We start from the raw sequence: 18,230 nt of genomic DNA on the forward strand, positions 1-18,230 counted from the left end.
GAGCGTCCCGGAAGCGCTGTAATTGCGGACGTGGTCAGTGAGGGCGCTGCGGAACGCGGAAAGAGGACGTTGCGTGCCGAACTTGCCCTCAAGACGCCCACCCCGGACCTGGACCCGCGCGAGCGACAGCGCCGCGTGCTCGAACTGGCACTCGTCTTCGCGGGTGCGAGCGTCGTCGCGGTGTACTCGCCCACCGAGAGCGGCGACGAGCTGTACCTGTCCGAGTCGGCAGGCGTCCCCAGGACGCTCTACGGCCTGCGCGACAGCTATGTCCTCACCGGCGGCTCCCCGGCGGTGGACGCGTACCGCTCGGGCCGACCGCTGTGGCTCGGCCCGGCGGAGATCGCCCACTGCGCCGAAGCCCGCAGGCTGCCGTCCCAGGACTTCTGGCTGGCCGTCCTGCCCCTGCCGGACGGCGGCTGCCTCGTGGCGGCCGGCGAGCGCCCGGGCGGCTTCGACGAGGAGGACCGGGAGTGCCTCGGCCTGATCGCCGAGGCCGCCGTCTCCCCCGCACCCGGCTCACCGCGCGCCACCGCCGCCCGGCCCACCAGCTCGTTCGACCTCGCCATGGACACCGGACACCTCGAGGTCGACGGCGAGATGCTGGAGCTGTTCGGCCTCGACGCGGCCGAGTTCGACGGCAAGGTCGAGAGCCTGCTGTCGATGACCGTCCCCGAGGACCTGCCCACGCTGATGTCCGTGGTGGAGGCGGACCACATGTCCATCGGCGACCGCGAGCTGGAGTTCCGCATCCTCCAGCCCTCCGGAGAGCCGAAGTGGCTAAGGCTGCGCGGCCGTCTCGTGCCCGGTGGAGAGGGACGTCCGGCGCACCTCGTGGGCACCGTCGCCGACGCCTCCAAGCTGCGCTCCGGCGTCAGCGACGTGGCCCGCGTCCAGCGACTCGCCTCGACCCTCGCCACCGCGGGCACCGTCCGCGACGTCGGCCGGGCCGTGGTGGACGCGCTGCGGGTCCCCCTGCGGGCCGACCGGATCGCCCTCGCCGAGCTGGAGGGCGACCGGCTCGTCGTCACCCTCCTCGACCCTCCCGAACCCGAAGCCTGGCCCGAGGTGTGGCGCTCCGAGTGGCGCTCGGAGTGGCCCGACGCTCCCGTACGCGCCATGCCCACGCTGGAGGCGGCCCTCATCGAGGGGCGCCCCGTCGTCTGGCCCGCCGGAGCACCCCTGGAACCGGCGCTCGCCGACGTCGGCCCCGGCGGTCTCGCCATCCTGCCGCTGCCCGCAGGCGGCCGGATGGCGGGTGCCTGTCTGATCGGCTGGGACGACCCGCACGAGTTCGGCCCCGACGAGCGCGCGCTGCTCACCGCGTCCGCGGGCCTCGCGGGCCAGGCCCTGACACGCGCCCGCGCCTTCGACGCCGAACACGAGCTGGTCGGCATGCTCCAGCGCTCCCTGCTGCCGCGGCGCCTGCCCCGGATCCCCGGCGCGGTCGCCGTCGCCCGCTATCTGCCCACCACGGCGGGCCTGGAGGTCGGCGGCGACTGGTACGACGTCATCCCGCTGCCCGACAACCACGTCGCCCTCGTCATCGGCGACGTCCAGGGCCACAACGCCCAGGCGGCCACCCTGATGGGCCAGATGCGCACGGCCCTGCGCGCGTACGCCGTCGAGGGCCACCCGCCGGACGTCGTCGTGCAGCACGCCAACCGACTCCTCATGGACCTGGAGACCGACCTCTTCGTCACCTGCTGCTACGTCGACGTGGACCTGGAGGAGGGCACCGCCTGGTGCGTACGCGCCGGACACCACCCGCCCGTGCTGCGCCACCCGGACGGCACAACGGAGGTCACCGTGTCGGAGGGCGGACCACCACTGGGCGTCGTCACCCAGGCGGACTTCCCGATGATCCCGCTGCGACTCCAGCGCGGCACGGTCCTCGCCCTGACCACGGACGGTCTCGTCGAGTCCGCCGAGGTCGACATCGAGGACGGACTGAACCGACTGGCCGGCGAACTGACCGCGTCCGACCCCGCCCACCTCGGAGTGGTGGCCGACGGACTGCTCACGGGCGCCAACCGCAGAGACGACGTGGCCCTCCTCCTGATGCGCTACGACGGTCTGGCGACCCGCCCGCTGCGGGAGAGCTGGACGGTGTGGCGCGTCCCGGAGGCGGTCCGGCACGCCCGCCGCTTCACCCGGCGCACCCTGCGCGCCTGGGGCGTGCCCGACGACAGCATGGACGGCGCGCTCCTCGTCGTCTCCGAACTCGTCACCAACGCCCTCGTGCACACCGACGGGCAGGTCAGACTCGACATCACCCTCATCAACCACCGTCTGCGGATCTCCGTCGCCGACACCTCACCCCGTACGCCCATCAAGCCCACCAGCATCGGCTGGGAGGCCACCGGCGGCCGCGGCATCCTCCTCGTCGAGGCCATGTCGGCGACCTGGGGCACCGTGCCGGTCAGCGGCGGCAAGCAGGTGTGGAGCGAAATCCCGCTGGACGCAGGGGGGTAGGGTCGGTCACCAGGTGCTCCTGGGGGCGGGGGCCGGTGCACACACGGGGGTCACTGCGCATGGTGAAGACGCCTGAGCGGATAGGGGAGGAAGCCGACCTGCCCGCGCGGCGGCTGGCCGGGCTGGCACTCAACCCCTCCACCCCGCAGGACGTACGGCAGCGCATCGCGTACCGCGCCGACCTCGGACCCGCCGAACGCCGTGCGCTCGCCGTGGACCCCGACCCCAAGGTGTGGCTCGCGGTGTCCGTGCACCCGGCGCTGAGCGAGGAGGAGCGGGCTGCGATCGACTACGAGGTGCCCACGGACTGCGGTTTCCACCTCGACCACGAGGAACTGGCTCATCCGGCAGCCGCGAACCCGGCGCGACGAGGACCTCGGCGCACGCGTCACGCTCGCCCAGAACCATCCCCCGGACGAACTTCCCGACCGCCCGACTGGCCGCCTACGCCGACCCCGAGGACCCCGAGGACCCCGAGGACCCCGAGGTCAGGGCCCTGGCCGTGCGCGACCCCGAGACCGCGCCGGCCGTCGCGGAACGTCTCACCAAGGACCCGGACCCGGCCGTACGGTCCGCGGCGGCCCGCCACCCGAACCTCCCGAGGCCCCGGCTGACGGAACCCTTCGACGACGAGGAACTGGCTCGTCCGGCAGCCGCGAACCCGGCGTTGGACGTGGCGGAGATACGACGGCTGGCGCGGACGCCCGGAGACCCGGCCGGGCCCTCCGTCGATACGCTGATCTGAGCGGTCCGGTCCGGTCGGCTGCTCCAGCTCATCGACTCCGAGGCGTACAGGCCGATGATCGGACGGTAGTTGAACATCGGCCGGGGACGACACGTGAGAAAGAGTATGGGAACCCCACTCGCCGTCTCCCCACCGCTGGAGCGGCCCGAAACGCGTGGTCGGGGCCAGGTGCTGGGCCTTGACGGGCTCCGCGGCCTGGCCGCGCTGTACGTGTTGCTCTTCCACTGCTGGCTTCTGACCATGCCGGGCTTTCCCGAGAACAGGGGTCCCGCCTGGCTGGGCTGGCTGATGTACGGGCGTCTCGCCGTGGTCTTCTTCCTGGTGCTGTCCGGCTTCTCCCTGGCCATCTCACCGGCGCGCAACGGTTGGCACCTGGGCGGCGTCTCCCGGTTCCTGCGGCGGCGCGCGTGGCGCATTCTGCCTCCCTACTGGGCGGCACTCGCGTTGAGCCTGGCGGTCGCCCGGTTCGTGGTGCCCGCCTCGCATTTCGGACCGCCGACCGGCACGACGATCCTGGTGTACGGCTTCGTGGTCCAGGACATGTTCACGGCTCCCACGCCGAACGGGGCCTTCTGGTCGATCGGCGTGGAGGCGGAGCTCTACCTAGTCTTCCCGCTCCTCCTGCTCGTCCGACGGCGGCTGGGCGCGGTCGTCCTGGTCGCGAGCGTGACGCTCCTGGTGGTCGCGCGAGGCCTGCTGGCGCCGAACGCGTCCCCGGTGGAGGGCGTGAACTGGCTGACCCCGAACCTCGCCCCCGTGTTCGTCGCGGGACTGGTGGGCGCGGGGATCGTCGTCGCGCCGGAGAAGGTCCGGCGCCTGCCGTGGCACTGGCTCGCCGCTCTGGCCGCCCTGCCGGTTGTGGCCCTTGTCGTCGGCAAGGGGTCGGCGTGGACGGTGGACCACTATTTCTGGATCGATCTCGCCGTGGCGCCCGCCATGACCATGATGATCGCGGCGGTCGCCACCGGCAGGCCCGCCGTCCTCATGCGGCTCCTCGCCACGCGTCCCATGCGCGGCCTCGGCGACTTCTCCTACAGCCTCTACCTGGTCCACCTGCCGATCGTCATGATCGTCTGCCGAAAGATGGCCCCACATTTCGTATCGCCGGGGCTGCCCGCGTTCTGGTTCACGCTGACACTGGCACTGCCCGCCTCGGTGCTGGCAGCGTGGTTGTTCGCCAAGCTGTTCGAGCTGCCGTTCAAGCGGAACCGGTCGTGGAAGTCCATGTTCCCGGCAGGGCGCGCGCTGCCAGGACCGCACTCCTCGCGGTGAGACGACCGCGCTCCTAGGGTGGGTGCCGTGCGTCTGCTCCTGATGTCCGACACCCACCTGCCCAAGCGGGCCAAGGCGCTGCCGCCGCAGCTGATGGCCGAACTCCCGCACGCCGACGTCGTCGTCCACGCGGGCGACTGGGTGGACACCGCCACCCTCGACCTCCTGGAGGAGCGGGCACACAGGCTCGTCGGGGTGTACGGCAACAACGACGGCCCGGCCCTGCGCGCCCGCCTCCCCGAGGTCGCCCGCGTCGACCTGGACGGTCTGCGCCTCGGCGTCGTCCATGAGACCGGTGCCGCCCAGGGCCGCGAACGGCGTTGCGCCGAGCGCTACCCCGACCTCGACGTGCTGGTCTTCGGACACAGCCACATCCCCTGGGACACCATCACCGGGACGGGCCTGCGCCTGCTCAACCCGGGCTCCCCGACCGACCGCCGCCGGCAGCCGCACCACACCTACATGACCGCGACCGTGACCGAAGGACAGCTGACCGAGGTGACCCTGCACCGCGTCGACCCCGGCTGAGGCACTCAGGCGTGCCGGTGCCGTCGTATGCGCACGAAGACCAGCGCCAGTACGGCGGTGGCCACCGCGACCGCCACGCGTTTGGCGACCGGAGGCCCGGCGGTCCGCAACAGGTCGATCGGCTCGACCGGTTGGACCGGCTGCACCGGTTGGACTGGTTGCGCCGCTTGGAATGGTTCGACCGGCTCGGATGGCTCGGTCCGTTCGGTCGGTTCCCCGAGGCGCCGCGCCAGACACTCCGCGAACTGCCCGACCAGCTTGTCGCCCACCTCCGCCATGACGCCGCGACCGAACTGCGCCGGACGGCCCGTGACGGTCAGATCGGTCCGCACCGACACCGCCGTGCCGCCGTCGCGTTCGGCGAGCGTGCCCGTGACCGTGGCCCGTGCCGTGCCCTGACCGCGGGTCTCCTTGCCGTTCGCGATCAGTACCATCCGGTGCGCGGACTCGTCCTGTTCCTCGAAGACGGCGGTGCCCCGGTACGTCACCGTGATGGGCCCCACCTTGACCTTCACCGAACCGGTCACGGTCTTCCCGTCGTAGTCGTCCACCGTCGCGCCCGGCATGCACGGGGCGATCCGTTCGACGTCGAGGAGCGCCCGCCAGGCGTCGTCGACGGGAACGGGGACGGTGAACTCATGATGCAGTTCCATGCTGCTCTCCTCCAGACGTATCGACTCCAGATGTATCGACTCCAGACGTATCGACGGATCCGGCAGGCGCAACGACGGGACCGGGATGGATCGCCCCGCCCGTCGCCGTCAGCGGCGCCCCGCTGCCGCCCCACCGCAGCGCGACGATCTCCGCGGCGACGGACACGGCCACCTCCTCCGGGGTACGGGCTCCGAGGTCGAGCCCGACCGGCGAGCGCAGCCGGGACAGTTCGCCCTCCGACAGACCGGCGTCGATGAGCCGTTTCCTGCGGTCGTCGTGGGTACGACGGCTGCCCATCGCCCCGATGTACGCGGCCGGGCGGCGCAGTGCCTCCTCCAGCAGGGGCACGTCGAACTTCGGGTCGTGGGTCAGGACGCAGATCACCGTGCGCGCGTCGGTCGCCGTACCCCGCAGATAGCGGTGCGGCCAGTCCACGACGACCTCCACACCCGCCGGGAACCGTTTCGCGGTGGCGAAGACCGGGCGGGCGTCGCACACCGTGACCCGGTAGCCGAGGAAGTCCCCGATGCGGGCCACCGCCGCCGCGTAGTCGATCGCGCCGAAGACGAGCATGCGCGGGGGCGGCGCGAAGGAATGGAGGAAGACGGTCACGGCGTCCTCGCGGCGCTCGCCGTGCGGCCCGTAGTGCCGCCGGATCGTGGCGCCCTGGGCCAGTTCACCGCGGGCGTCGGCGGTGACCGCCACGTCCAGACCGGTGGAGCCCAGCGAACCGGCCACCTCGTCCGGCCACACCGCGAGCGTGGCCCCGAGCGGCGCCGGTCCCTCGATCACCGTCGCCACCGTCACGGGCCGGCCGGCGGCCACCGAGTCGGCCACCGCGGCGAAGGAGGGGTCCTCGGCGGGCGTCACCCGGCGGATGAGCAGGGTGATCTCGCCGCCGCAGGTGAGGCCCACGGCGAACGCGTCCTCGTCGCTGTACCCGAAGGTCTCCAGGCGGGCCTCGCCGGTCGCCACCACCTCCTGGGCCAGCTCGTACACCGCCCCCTCGACACAGCCACCGGACACACTGCCCACGACCTCGTCGCCGGGCCCCACCGCCATGGCGGCTCCCGGGTCCCGGGGCGCGCTGCGGCTGACCGTGACCACCGTGGCGAGCCCGAAGGGGGCGCCCGCCGCGTACCAGCGCTCCAGCGCCGGGAGGATCTCACGCATCGCTCGCTCCGCTCACCACAGGGTGCGTCCCACTCAAGAGTCCGCTCCTCTCACCACCGCCGCCAGCCGCTCCAGCGCGGCCGGACTGTGTCCCTCGACGAACGCGTCCACGCTCGGCAGCGCCGCGGCCATCCCACCGGCCAGGGGCGCGTACCCGGGTCGGGCCTTGCGCGGATTCGCCCAGATCACCCGGTGCGCGAGCCGGTGCAGGCGGCGCATCTGCTCCGCGAGCAGGGCCGGATCGCCACGTTCCCACCCGTCGGACAGCACGACGACCACCGCTCCACGCGCCATGCCCCGCCGCCCCCACCGGTCCAGGAAGCCGCGCAGCATCTCACCCAACCGGGTGCCGCCACGCCAGTCCGGAACCGCCGCCGCGAGCGCGGCCATGGCCGTGTCGGGATCCCGGTGCGCCAGTTCACGGGTCACCCGGGTCAGCCGGGTACCGATCGTGAAGACCTCCGTGCGGGTGCCCCGTGCGGCCCCGCCGGTGCGGGGGCCGTGGAGGGCCGCGTGCGCGAAACGCAGCAGCGCGTCCGCGTACGGCCCCATCGAGCCGCTCACGTCCACGAGCAGCACCACCCGGCGCGGCCGGTCCGCTCGCGCCCGGTGCCGCAGCCGCGCCGGCTCCCCGCCGCCGCGCAGCAACTCCCGCACCGTGCGCCGCGGATCGACGGCGCCCCGTCGGGCCGGATGCCGCCGCGCGGTGCGCCGGGCCTCGCCGCGCAGGGTGAACGCGGCCCGCAGCCGCCGCAGTTGGTGGCGTTCGTCGGCGGTCAGCTCGGCGAAGTCCCGGTGGCGCAGTACGTTGGTGGAGTCGGCCAGCACGGCCACGGGTACGGCGTCCTCGGCCCGCGTCGCCGGGCGGGGCACCGTACCGGCGGCGCGCAGGACCGTCCGGGTCCGCGGCGGGGGAGCGGACCGGGCAGGGGCGCCGCCGGGCCGGCCGCCGAAGTACGCCGCGAAGACCCGCTCGTAGCGCTCCAGGTCGTCCTGGCTCCCGCACAGGGTGAGACGGCCCGCCCAGTACACGTCCGAGCGCGCACCGGGATCGAGCGTGTCGAGCGCGCCCAGGAAGGCCTGTACGCGGTCGGGCGAGGCGTCGACGCCCGCGGCGCGCAACGCGCGGGCGAACCCGACGACCACGGCGGACGCGTCGACGGCGCGCGCTTGTGCCACCTCGTCCCCGCCGTCCTTGCCCTCCCCGCGGCTCCGGCCGTCTCCGCCGTCCCGGCCGTTCACGCCGCTCACGTCTCCCGTGCCGCGAGGATCGCCGCCAGATCCAGCCCCCGTGCCCGCTCGGCGTCCTCCCGGTACTTCAGCACCGAGCCCAGGGTCGCCACCGCCAGCTCCGCGTCCACCTCGCTCGCCCCCAGCGCGTCCAGGGCCTCCGCCCAGTCGATGGTCTCCGCGACGCCGGGCGGCTTGACCAGGTCCTCGGCGCGCAGGGCCTGCGCGAGTGCGGTCACCTGCTCGGCCAGCCGTTCCGTGACCCGCGGCAACCGCCTTCGTACGATGGCGAGTTCACGGGCGAACCCGGGATGGTCGAACCAGTGGTAGAGGCACCTTCGCTTCAGCGCGTCGTGCACTTCGCGCGTCCGGTTCGAGGTCAGCACCACGACGGGCGGCAGCTGCGCCCGCAGGGTGCCCAGTTCCGGAATGGTGATCGTGTACTCGGACAGCAGCTCCAGCAGGAACGCCTCGAACTCGTCGTCCGCGCGGTCGATCTCGTCGACCAGGAGCACCGACGGCTGGGTCTCCAGCGCCCGCAGCAGCGGACGCGTGACGAGGAACCGCCGGTCGTACAGCTCCCCTTCGAGGCGGTCGGCATCCGTCACGCCCGCCGCCTCGGCCGCCCGCAGGTGCAGCAGCTGACGCGGGAAGTCCCAGTCGTACAGGGCCTGGGAGGCGTCGATGCCCTCGTAGCACTGGAGCCGGATCAGCGGAGCGTCCATCGCCTCGGCCAGGGCGGACGCGAGCGCGGTCTTGCCCACGCCCGCGTCGCCCTCGCAGAACAGCGGCCGGTGCAGCCGCAGCGCCAGGAAGCAGGCCACGGCCAGCCCGTCGTCGACGAGATACCCCGTCTTCTCCAGGCGGGCCCGCACCTCCGCCGGACCGCTCACCTCGTGCATGGGCGCTACTCCAGGGCGGCCAGCACCGCGCGTCGGGTGAGCACCCGGGCCAGGTGCGCGCGGTACTCGGGTGAGCCCGAGGGATCGGACGAGGGGTGCGTGCCCTCCGCCGCCGCCTCGGCGGCCCGTGCCACCGCGCCCGGTTCGGCGTCGACGCCGGTGAGCGCCGCCTCGGTGGACGTGGCCCGCAGGGGCGTGGAGCCCATGTTGGTGAGCCCGATCCGGGACTCGGCGAGGTGTCCGTCGTCCCGCCGGACGAGCGCCGCCACGCCGACCACGGCCCAGGCCTGTGCGACCCGCTGGAACTTCTCGTAGTGGAAGCCCCAGCCCTCGGTCGACGGGATCTCCACCCCCACCAGCAGTTCGTCGGGGCGCAGCGCGGTCTGCAGATAGTCGAGGAAGAACTCGCGGGCCGGGATCGCGCGCCGCCCCTGCGGTCCCACCGCGATCAGGGTCGCGTCGAGCGCGAGGACCACGGCGGGCAGGTCACCGGCCGGATCGGCGTGTGCGAGCGAACCGCCGAGGGTGCCGCGATGGCGTACGGCGGGATCGGCGACCGTGGCGGTGGCCGCCGCCAGGAGTCCGGCGTGCCGGCGCACCAGCGGATCGCGGATGACGTCGTGGTGCGAGGTCATCGCGCCGATGACCAGCGTGCCGGCGTCCTCGCGGATCCCGCGCAACTCGGGGATCCGGCCGACGTCGACGACCAGTTCGGGGAAGGCGAGCCGCAGCCGGAGCAGGGGCAGCAGGCTCTGCCCGCCGGCCAGCACCTTCGCGTCCTCGCCCGCGTCCGCGAGGGTGCGCACGGCCTCGTCGACGCTCGCGGGCCGCGTGTAGTCGAATGCGGGGGGAATCATGCCGACGCCTCCTCTCCGGAGCGGGCGGACCCGTCGGCCGCCCGAGCGGACCGAAGGGCTTCCCAGACCCGTTGTGGCGTGCAGGGCATCCTCACCTCGGTCACTCCGAGCGGGCGCAGCGCGTCCACGATCGCGTTGACGACGGCGGGCGTGGAGGCGATGGTCCCCGACTCCCCGACTCCCTTGGAACCCAGGGGATTCGATGTCGCCGGTGTCTCCGTCCGGTCCGTCACGAACTCGGGCAGGTCGACCGCCGAGGGCACGAGATAGTCGGCCATCGTGCCCGAGACGAGGTTGCCCTCGTCGTCGTACACGGCCTCCTCGTACAACGCCTGCGCGATGCCCTGCGCGACCCCGCCGTGCACCTGTCCCTCGACGATCATCGGGTTGATCACGCTGCCGACGTCGTCGACGCACACGTACGAGCGGATGGTGGTCCGTCCGGTCTCGGTGTCTACCTCGACCGCGCACAGGTGGGTGCCGTGCGGGTAGGAGAAGTTGTCCGGGTCGACCAGGTGCTCGGCGTTGATGGTGGGCTCCATGCCGTCGGGCAGGTCGTGCGAGGAGAACGTCTCGAAGGCGACCTCCTGGATGGTCTTGCGCGCCTCGGGCGAGCCCTTCACGGAGAACACGCCGTGCGTGAACTCCAGGTCGTGCTCGCTCGCCTCCAGCAGGTGCGCGGCCACCTTCCGCGCCTTTTCCACCACCTTGCGCGCCGCGTGGTGCACCGCGGCCCCGCCCACGACGAGCGAGCGCGAGCCGTAGGTGTCCATGCCCTGGGGCGCCGCCCTGGTGTCGCCGTGCACCACCTCGATGTCCTCGAAGGGCACCCCGAGCACATCGGCGGCGATCTGGCTCCAGCAGGTCACATGGCCCTGCCCGTGCGGGCTGGTGCCGGTGACCACCTCGACCTTGCCGGTGGGCAGCATGCGGATGCTCGCCGCCTCCCAGCCCCCGGCCGCGTACCGCAGGTCGCGCAGCACCCGGCTGGGCGCGAGCCCGCACATCTCGGTGTACGTGGACACACCGATGCCCAGGCGTACCAAGTCGCCGCGGCGGTTGCGGTCCGCCTGCTCGGCGCGCAGCTTGTCGTATCCGAAGAGGGCGAGCGCCTTGTCCGTGGCGGCCTCGTAGTTGCCGCTGTCGTAGGTCAGACCCGCGATGGACGTGTACGGGAACTCCTCGTGCCTGATCCAGTTGAGCCGCCTCAACTCGATGGGATCCAGGTCGAGTTCGACGGCCAACTCGTCCATGATCCGTTCGATGGCGTACGTCGCCTCGGGGCGCCCCGCGCCGCGGTAGGCGTCGGTCGGCGTCCTGGTCGTGAAGACGCCGGTGCACGTGAAGTCGTACGCGTCCATCTTGTAGATCGCCGGGTACATGAAGGCGCCCAGGATCGGGATGCCCGGGGTGACGAGCATCAGATAGGCGCCCATGTCGGCGAGGAGGTCGACCTTGAGGCCGAGCAGCCTGCCCTCGCTGGTGGCGGCGATCTCGACGTCCTGGATCATGCCGCGGCCGTGGTGGGTCGCGAGGTAGCCCTCGGAGCGTGACTCGGTCCACTTCACGGGCCGTCCGAGCCGCCGGGCGACGGTCAGGGCGAGGGCCTCCTCGCCGTACACCTGGAGCTTGGAGCCGAAGCCGCCGCCGACGTCGGGGGCGATCACGCGCAGCTTCTGTTCGGGGATGCCGGTGACGACGGCGAGCATGATCCGCAGGATGTGCGGGATCTGCGTGGCCGAGTAGACGGTGTACTCGCCGGAGGCGGCGAGCGGGGTGACCACGACCGCGCGCGGCTCCATCGCGTTGGGGATCAGGCGCTGCTGGACGTAGCGGCGCTTCAGGACGACGTCCGCGCGCTCCCGCACGGACCGGTAGTCCGCACCGGTCGCCAGCGGCCACACGTAGCAGCGGTTGGTGCCCTTGTCGGAGTGGACCAGGGGGGCGTCCTCGGCGAGGGCGGCCTCCAGGTCGAGCACCGGGGGCAGGGGTGTGTAGTCGACCTCGACGGCCTCCAGGGCGTCGGCGGCGGCGTACCGGTCGCGGGCCACGACGACGGCCACCGGGTCTCCCGCGTACCGGACCTCGTCGACCGCGATCGGCGGGTGGTCGGGCAGCACGATGTCCTCGGTGACCGGCCAGGCGCAGGGGAGTGAGCCGAGGCCCTCGGCGAGGTCCTGGCCGGTGAACGCGGCGACCACGCCGGGGCGCTCGCGGGCGGGTGCGACGTCGATCCGGTCGATCCGGGCGTGTGCCATGGGGCTGCGCAGGATGGCCAGGTGGAGCAGTCCGTTGACGTTGATGTTGTCGGTCCAGTTGGTCTGCCCGGTGACCAGACGGGCGTCCTCCTTGCGCGGCCGGGAGCGGCCGACCTCGGGTTCGACGATCTGGTCCGTCACGGCGAGACCTCCTGTCGGGAGGCGGCGAGGACCGCGCGCACGATGTTCTGGTAGCCGGTGCACCGGCACAGGTTGCCCTCCAGGGCCTCCCGTACCTCCTGCGGGCCCGGGGCCGGGTTCTCGCGCAGCAGATCGCGGGCCGCCATGATCATCCCGGGGGTGCAGTAGCCGCACTGGAGCGCGTGCCGCTCGTGGAACGCCTTCTGGAGCGCGTGCCACTCCCCGTCGTGCGCCAGCCCCTGGATGGTGGTCACTTCGCTCCCGTCCGCCTGGACGGCGAGGACGGAGCAGCTCTTGACGGTCTCCCCGTCCAGGTCGACCGTGCAGGCCCCGCAGTTCGACGTGTCACAGCCGATCGGGGTGCCGGTCAGACCCAGGTGGTCGCGCAGATAGTGGACCAGGAGAAGGCGGGGTTCGACCTCGTCCTCGTACGTGGTGCCGTCCACCTTCACCGAAATGCGGGTCATGTGCCCTCCCGGAGAGCCAGGTGAGGGGTATCAGCCATTTTATGTGGTGTGCGTCACTCTAGGGCCGGGCGGGGAGGGCGGCGAGTGCTGCGGCGGGGATTTGTTGAGCGTTAATCCGTTGCTGCCGGGCGAGGCCGCCTGTTGCACTGACCGGGACGCGTCCACCGAGATCAGGGAGCAGCAATGCGCACATCGTTCATGTCCACCCAGGAAGGAATCACTCCCCCATCAAAGGACATGACACCCGGTGCATATGCTCAACCTGGGAATCCTGGCGCACGTAGACGCCGGTAAGACAAGCCTGACCGAGCGGCTGCTGCACTCGGTCGGAGTCATCGACGAGATCGGCAGCGTCGACGACGGGAACACCCAGACCGATTCCCTCGCGCTGGAGCGGCAGCGCGGTATCACGATCAAGTCCGCCGTGGTCTCCTTCGCGGTCGACGACGTGACCGTCAACCTGATCGACACCCCGGGACACCCGGACTTCATCGCCGAGGTGGAGCGCGTGCTGAGCGTGCTCGACGGCGCCGTGCTGGTGATCTCCGCCGTGGAGGGCGTGCAGGCGCAGACCCGTGTGCTGATGCGGACGCTCCGGCGGCTGCGCATCCCCACGCTCGTCTTCGTCAACAAGATCGACCGCGGCGGGGCGTGCTGCGAGCGCGTGCTCGACGCCGTCGCGGCGCGGCTCACCCCGGCGTTCGTCCCCCTGGGCGAGGTCCGGGCGCAGGGCACGCGCGACGCGCGCTTCGGCCTGTTCGACGAGGCGCGGCTCGGCGCCCCGTTGCTCGACCTGCTCTCCGAGCACGACGACGCGCTGCTCGCCGCGTACGTCGAGGGCCGGGTGTCGTACGACCTGATCCGCGCCGCTCTGGTACGGCAGACCGGGCAGGCCCTGGTGCATCCGGTGTTCTTCGGCTCGGCCGTGACGGGCGCGGGGGTGGGCGAACTGATCGCGGGGATCAGGGAGTTGCTGCCGCGCGCCGAGGCCGATGTCGACGGCCCGGTCTCGGGCAGCGTCTTCAAGGTCGAGCGCGGGCCCGCCGGGGAGAAGATCGCCTACGCGCGGATGTTCTCCGGGACGCTGCGGACGCGCGACCGGCTGCCTCTGGGCGACGGCGAGGAGGGCAGGGTCACCGCGATCAGCGTCTTCGACCGGGGTGCGGCGGTACGCGAGCAGTCCGTGGCGGCGGGGCGGATCGGCAAGCTCTGGGGCCTCGCGGACATCCGGATCGGCGACACCATCGGCGTACCGCGGAAGTCGTCGGCCGGCGAGCACCACTTCTCGCCCCCGACCCTCGAAACCGTCGTCGAACCCTGCCGTCCGGCCGACAAGGGCGCACTGCACGGCGCCCTCACCCAATTGGCCGAGCAGGACCCCCTGATCGATCTGCGCCAGGACGAGACGCGCAAGGAGATCTCCGTCTCGCTCTACGGAGAGGTGCAGAAAGAGGTCATCCAGGCGACTCTGGCCGATGAGTTCGGCATCGACGTCCTGTTCCGCGAGACGACACCCCTGTGCATCGAGCGGCCCCTCGGCAGCGGCGCGGCGGTCGAGTTCATCAAGAAGGGCCTCAATCCCTTTCTCGCGACCGTCGGCCTGCGCGTCGATCCGGCCCCGGTCGGCTCCGGGGTGGAGTTCCGGCTGGAGGTCGAGCTCGGAGCGATGCCGTACGCGTTCTTCAAGGCGGTCGAGGACACCGTGAAGGAGACCCTCGCGCAGGGAATCCACGGCTGGCAGGTGGCGGACTGCACGGTCACCATGACCCACTCCGGCTATTGGCCCCGACAGAGCCACGCCCACCAGGGCTTCGACAAGAGCATGTCCAGCACGGGCGCCGACTTCCGGGGCCTCACCCCCCTGGTGGTGATGGACGCGCTGCGGGCGGCGGGCACCCAGGTGTACGAGCCGATGCACCGCTTCAGGCTGGAGGCCCCGGCGGACACGCTGGGCGCGGTGCTGCCGGTGCTGGCGAAACAGGGAGCCGTCGCGGGGACCACCGAGCTGCGGGGCGCTTCGTGCGTGCTGGAGGGCCGGATCCCGGTCGCCCGGGTCCATGGGCTGGAGCGGCAGCTCCCGGGGCTGACCCGGGGCGAGGGCGAGCTGGAATGCGCCTTCGACCACTACGCACCGGTCCTGCGGGGCGCGGTCCCCGACCGCCCGCGCACCGACCTCAACCCGTTGGACCGGAAGCAGTACCTGCTGAACGTGACGCGGCGGGTCGGCGCCTGAGCCCGCACACGGCGACACGGCTCCCCAAAAGATCTCCAGAAGATCTTCAGAACATGAAACTTACTCTGGAGTCAGAAGTATTGACGCCTTCTTGCGCACCCGCGAATGTTGTGGACATGTCGAAGTTACGTGCGCGTCTGCTCGGCGTCCTCGTGCTCCTCACCGGCTTCCTCTCGGCGGTGGGCGCCCAGCCCGCCGCCGCGGACGGACTCCCCGACTCCCTGTGGTTCGACGCGCCGGCGGCGGCCACTCTCACGGTCGACAAGGGCCGCTTCCTCGACGGACTCGGCCGCGAGGTCGTCCTGCGCGGCTACAACGTCTCCGGCGAGACGAAACTCGAAGAGAACAGCGGTCTGCCCTTCGCCTCGGTCGCCGACGCCAAGAAGTCCGCGACGGCACTGCGGGCCCTCGGCGGCGGCAACTCCGTGCGCTTCCTGCTCTCCTGGGCCCACGCCGAACCCGTACGCGGCCAGGTCGACTCCGCCTACCTCGCCGCCGTCACCGACCAGATACGCGCCTTCCTCGACGCCGGAATCCGCGTGTATCCCGACTTCCACCAGGACCTCTACTCCCGCTACCTCTTCAACTCGGGCAGCTGGTACACCGGCGACGGAGCCCCCAAGTGGGCCGTGGACGCCGGAAACTACCCGAGCGAGTCCTGCGGGATCTGCATCTTCTGGGGGCAGAACATCACCCAGAACGGGGCCGTGAAGCAGGCACAGTACGACTTCTGGCACAACGCGTACGGCGTCCAGGACGCCTTCCTCACCACGGCCCAGGCCACCATGACCTACGTCAGACAGCACCTCACCACGGCCCAGTTCGCGGGCCTCGTCGGCTTCGACCCGTTCAACGAGCCGTACGCGGGCACCTACGACTCCGGACAGACCAGCCGCACCTGGGAGCGGGACCTGCTCTGGCCGTTCTATGTGAAGTTCCGGGCCCGGATGGACGCGGCCGGCTGGCAGGACAAGCCCGCCTTCGTCGAGGCCAACCTCTTCTGGAACTCCAACATCGACTCCCAGAAGCAGGAGGGCGGTCTGCTCGACGCGGGCACCCTCGGCCCGCGCTATGTCTTCAACACCCACTTCTACGACCAGAAGGCCATCTCGGGCATCCTCATGTGGGGCAATGCCGCGGACGGCCAGTACGCCACCGACTTCGGGACGGTCCGCGACCGCGCCTCGGCCGCGGGGACGACGGCGATCGTCAGCGAGTTCGGCCATCCGCTGTCGGGAACGGTCTCCGGCAAGGCCCCGACCGTCGACAAGGCGATGTACCAGGCCCTCGACTCCCGACTCCCGGGCGCCACTTGGTGGACCAAACCGGCGTCCTCCGGCCCGGTGCTCTCCGGAAACCAGTGGCAGTGGGACATCTACAGCGGCCGCCATCACGAGCTGATGAACGGCAACGCCGGCAAGGTCCTCACCTCCGGGGACGCCTGGAACGACGAGGACCTCTCGGCCGTACGCCTCGACGACTCCGGTACGGCCGTCCTGCGCCAGGACGCCCGCCTGCTCGACCGGCTCTATCCGAGCGCGACCTCGGGCAGCACGGTCGCCTTCACCTACGAGGACCGTTCCCGGGACGGCTCCACCACCCTGACCTGGAACCCGGTTCCGTCGTCCCTGCCGCACGTCTCCCAGCTGGTGGGATCGGGCCAGTACGGGCTGCTCCTGTGGCGCTCGGGCGGCGGCAGCGCTCCCACCGAACTCCATCTCCCGGCGTCCTTCCCGACCGCGTCCACGACGGTGGTCTCCGACCTCGGGGCGACGATCTCCCCGCCCGCCTACACCACGACCACCCCGATCGCCGTGGCCCCCGAGCCGGGCGGCACCGTCAGTCGCCGACTGCTGCTCACCGCACCGGACTCGGGGACCCTGCACTACGCGCTGGTCACGAACGGGGCGACGGCCCCGACCGCCGATCTGCTGAGCGCGGCCCGTTCCGAACTGAGCTCATGGGCCGCGTCGACGGTCAACTAGTCGAAGGACCGGTCCAGTTCGCCTCCACATGGCCGAGGCGAACACGCTGGGGGTGGTCGCCGACCGGCACCGACACCGTCTTCTGCCCCGTGGCGAAGTCGATGGCGGTGACCTGGTCGGCGCCGCTCTCGGAGACGATGCAGTCCTTGCCGTCACCGCTCACGGTCGCCCAGTACGGCTTCGAGGCGGTGACGAGCGGGCCCTCCTGGAGGGTGGCCCGGTCGACTACGGTCGCATAGTCGTCCATCGTTCCGGCGACGCACAGTTTCGTGCCGGACGGGTTCATCGAAATCCCGTGGTGGCGCGAGTCGTTGACCCAGGTGGTGCGGTCGGTGCTGGTCGCGGGGTTCATCGGCAGGGTCTTCACCCGGGTGATCCGGTCGGAGGCCACGTCGTACTCCAGGAAGCCGTTGAAGAACGACACCTGGAAGTACAGCTTGGACTCGTCGGGGCTGAAGACGGCGGGCCGGACCGCGTCGGAGAAGTCCGTGAGACCGATCGCGTCCAGCCGCTGCCGCATGTCGATCACCTTGACCTGCTTGTAGGTGGTCGCGTCGACGACGGTGATGTGCCGGTCGCCCTTCGTCCAGTCCAGCCACGGGTCGTCGAGTGCGGTGTTCACATCGCCGATGGCCATGTTCCAGATGTACTTGCCGTCCCGCGTGAAGATGTTCTCGTGCGGCTTGTCGCCGGTGGCGAAGGAGCCCAGCTGCTTGCCCGTGTTGATGTCGAGCACGTGCACGGTGTTCGCGGTCGACGCGGAGACCGCGACGCGGGTGCCGTCGGGGGAGACGGCCATGTGGTCGGATCGGTAACCGGCCACGGGGAAACGCCAGTTGATGTGTCCGGTCGCCAGGTCGATCGAGACGACATCGGCGAAGCTCGGGCGGGAGACGACCACCGACTTGCCGTCGGGCGTGGAGTACATGTCGTCGACGAACTGGTCGTGGCCCTCGCCGACACCGTTGCGGATGGCCTGGAAGTAGATCCACTTGATCGGATCGGCGTTGATCTCCGCCATCCGCGCGTCCTTGTCCGGGACGACGTTGATCCGGCCGACCTTCGCGAAGTCGCCGGTGGACTTGATGACGTCCGCGGTGCCGTCCCAGTTGTTGCCCACGAACATCACTTCGCGCAGATCGGCCGCGGCGGCCTGGGCGGTGGCCTGCGCGGAGGCCGCGGTCGCCGTACCGCCGAGGGTGAAGGTGAGGGCGACGGCGGCGGCGAGCGTACAGAGGTGTCTGGGTCTGAGGGCAGACATGGTGGTCCCTTGTCTAGGCGGGGGGTGCGGGTACCGAAAAGTCTGAACA

14 protein-coding genes are annotated in these 18,230 nt (G+C 71.4%); 6 read left to right on the top strand and 8 right to left on the bottom strand.

Annotation, left to right across the window (positions count from 1 at the left end; all coding sequences use genetic code 11):
• Window positions 1-30 precede the first annotated feature (30 nt).
• The 4 genes from FNV62_RS47295 to FNV62_RS47310 all read left to right on the top strand — a co-directional run bounded on the left by FNV62_RS47295 (window position 31) and on the right by FNV62_RS47310 (window position 5,020).
• Complete coding sequence (locus tag FNV62_RS47295) at window positions 31-2,475, top strand: SpoIIE family protein phosphatase (protein WP_143610384.1); 2,445 nt, start codon at window positions 31-33, stop codon at window positions 2,473-2,475.
• 502 nt (window positions 2,476-2,977) lie between these two features.
• Complete coding sequence (locus tag FNV62_RS54855) at window positions 2,978-3,220, top strand: hypothetical protein (RefSeq protein WP_181360961.1); 243 nt, start codon at window positions 2,978-2,980, stop codon at window positions 3,218-3,220.
• A 105-nt stretch (window positions 3,221-3,325) separates the two neighbouring features.
• Complete coding sequence (locus FNV62_RS47305) at window positions 3,326-4,492, top strand: acyltransferase family protein (protein ID WP_143605785.1); 1,167 nt, start codon at window positions 3,326-3,328, stop codon at window positions 4,490-4,492.
• A gap of 27 nt (window positions 4,493-4,519) precedes the next feature.
• Window positions 4,520-5,020 carry a metallophosphoesterase family protein gene (locus tag FNV62_RS47310; protein ID WP_143629654.1) on the top strand — a complete coding sequence of 167 codons (501 nt, stop codon included), beginning with the start codon at window positions 4,520-4,522 and terminating at the stop codon, window positions 5,018-5,020.
• A gap of 5 nt (window positions 5,021-5,025) precedes the next feature.
• Here FNV62_RS47310 and FNV62_RS47315 read toward each other — a convergent pair whose 3' ends face one another.
• The 7 genes from FNV62_RS47315 to FNV62_RS47345 form a co-directional block, all read right to left on the bottom strand.
• Window positions 5,026-5,673: an SRPBCC family protein gene (locus FNV62_RS47315; RefSeq protein WP_060898193.1), complete on the bottom strand. Its 648-nt coding sequence runs from the start codon at window positions 5,671-5,673 to the stop codon at window positions 5,026-5,028.
• On the bottom strand, window positions 5,657-6,847 hold the full coding sequence (locus tag FNV62_RS47320; RefSeq protein ID WP_143629656.1) for an XdhC family protein: 1,191 nt from the start codon (window positions 6,845-6,847) through the stop codon (window positions 5,657-5,659). Before FNV62_RS47320 ends, FNV62_RS47315 begins: the two co-directional genes overlap by 17 nt.
• A 33-nt stretch (window positions 6,848-6,880) precedes the next feature.
• Window positions 6,881-8,026, bottom strand: a complete 1,146-nt coding sequence (locus tag FNV62_RS47325) for a vWA domain-containing protein (RefSeq protein ID WP_143652395.1) — start codon at window positions 8,024-8,026, stop codon at window positions 6,881-6,883.
• Window positions 8,027-8,094: 68 nt separating this feature from the next.
• Window positions 8,095-8,979 carry an AAA family ATPase gene (locus tag FNV62_RS47330; protein WP_054236557.1) on the bottom strand — a complete coding sequence of 295 codons (885 nt, stop codon included), beginning with the start codon at window positions 8,977-8,979 and terminating at the stop codon, window positions 8,095-8,097.
• Between the two features lie 5 nt (window positions 8,980-8,984).
• Window positions 8,985-9,836 carry an FAD binding domain-containing protein gene (locus FNV62_RS47335; RefSeq protein ID WP_097287912.1) on the bottom strand — a complete coding sequence of 284 codons (852 nt, stop codon included), beginning with the start codon at window positions 9,834-9,836 and terminating at the stop codon, window positions 8,985-8,987.
• Complete coding sequence (locus FNV62_RS47340) at window positions 9,833-12,235, bottom strand: xanthine dehydrogenase family protein molybdopterin-binding subunit (protein WP_143629657.1); 2,403 nt, start codon at window positions 12,233-12,235, stop codon at window positions 9,833-9,835. Before FNV62_RS47340 ends, FNV62_RS47335 begins: the two co-directional genes overlap by 4 nt.
• Window positions 12,232-12,702, bottom strand: coding sequence for a (2Fe-2S)-binding protein (locus tag FNV62_RS47345; protein WP_054236554.1), 471 nt, complete (start codon window positions 12,700-12,702; stop codon window positions 12,232-12,234). Before FNV62_RS47345 ends, FNV62_RS47340 begins: the two co-directional genes overlap by 4 nt.
• Before the next feature lie 247 nt (window positions 12,703-12,949).
• Here FNV62_RS47345 and FNV62_RS47350 point away from each other — a divergent pair, with 247 nt between their 5' ends.
• Both FNV62_RS47350 and FNV62_RS47355 read left to right on the top strand, forming a co-directional pair.
• A complete protein-coding gene (locus tag FNV62_RS47350; RefSeq protein WP_186003171.1) occupies window positions 12,950-14,935 on the top strand; it encodes an elongation factor G in 1,986 nt (661 codons plus the stop codon).
• Window positions 14,936-15,051: 116 nt separating this feature from the next.
• On the top strand, window positions 15,052-16,920 hold the full coding sequence (locus tag FNV62_RS47355) for a cellulase family glycosylhydrolase (protein ID WP_225900643.1): 1,869 nt from the start codon (window positions 15,052-15,054) through the stop codon (window positions 16,918-16,920).
• On the opposite strand, the gene FNV62_RS47360 is transcribed toward FNV62_RS47355, so the two are convergent.
• Window positions 16,913-18,181: a YncE family protein gene (locus tag FNV62_RS47360; protein WP_097287915.1), complete on the bottom strand. Its 1,269-nt coding sequence runs from the start codon at window positions 18,179-18,181 to the stop codon at window positions 16,913-16,915. The genes FNV62_RS47355 and FNV62_RS47360 overlap by 8 nt on opposite strands.
• Between the last annotated feature and the right edge of the window lie 49 nt (window positions 18,182-18,230).

Origin of the sequence: Streptomyces sp. RLB3-17 (assembly GCF_007113425.2) — a bacterium.
Classification (GTDB): Bacteria; Actinomycetota; Actinomycetes; order Streptomycetales; family Streptomycetaceae; genus Streptomyces; species Streptomyces mirabilis_D.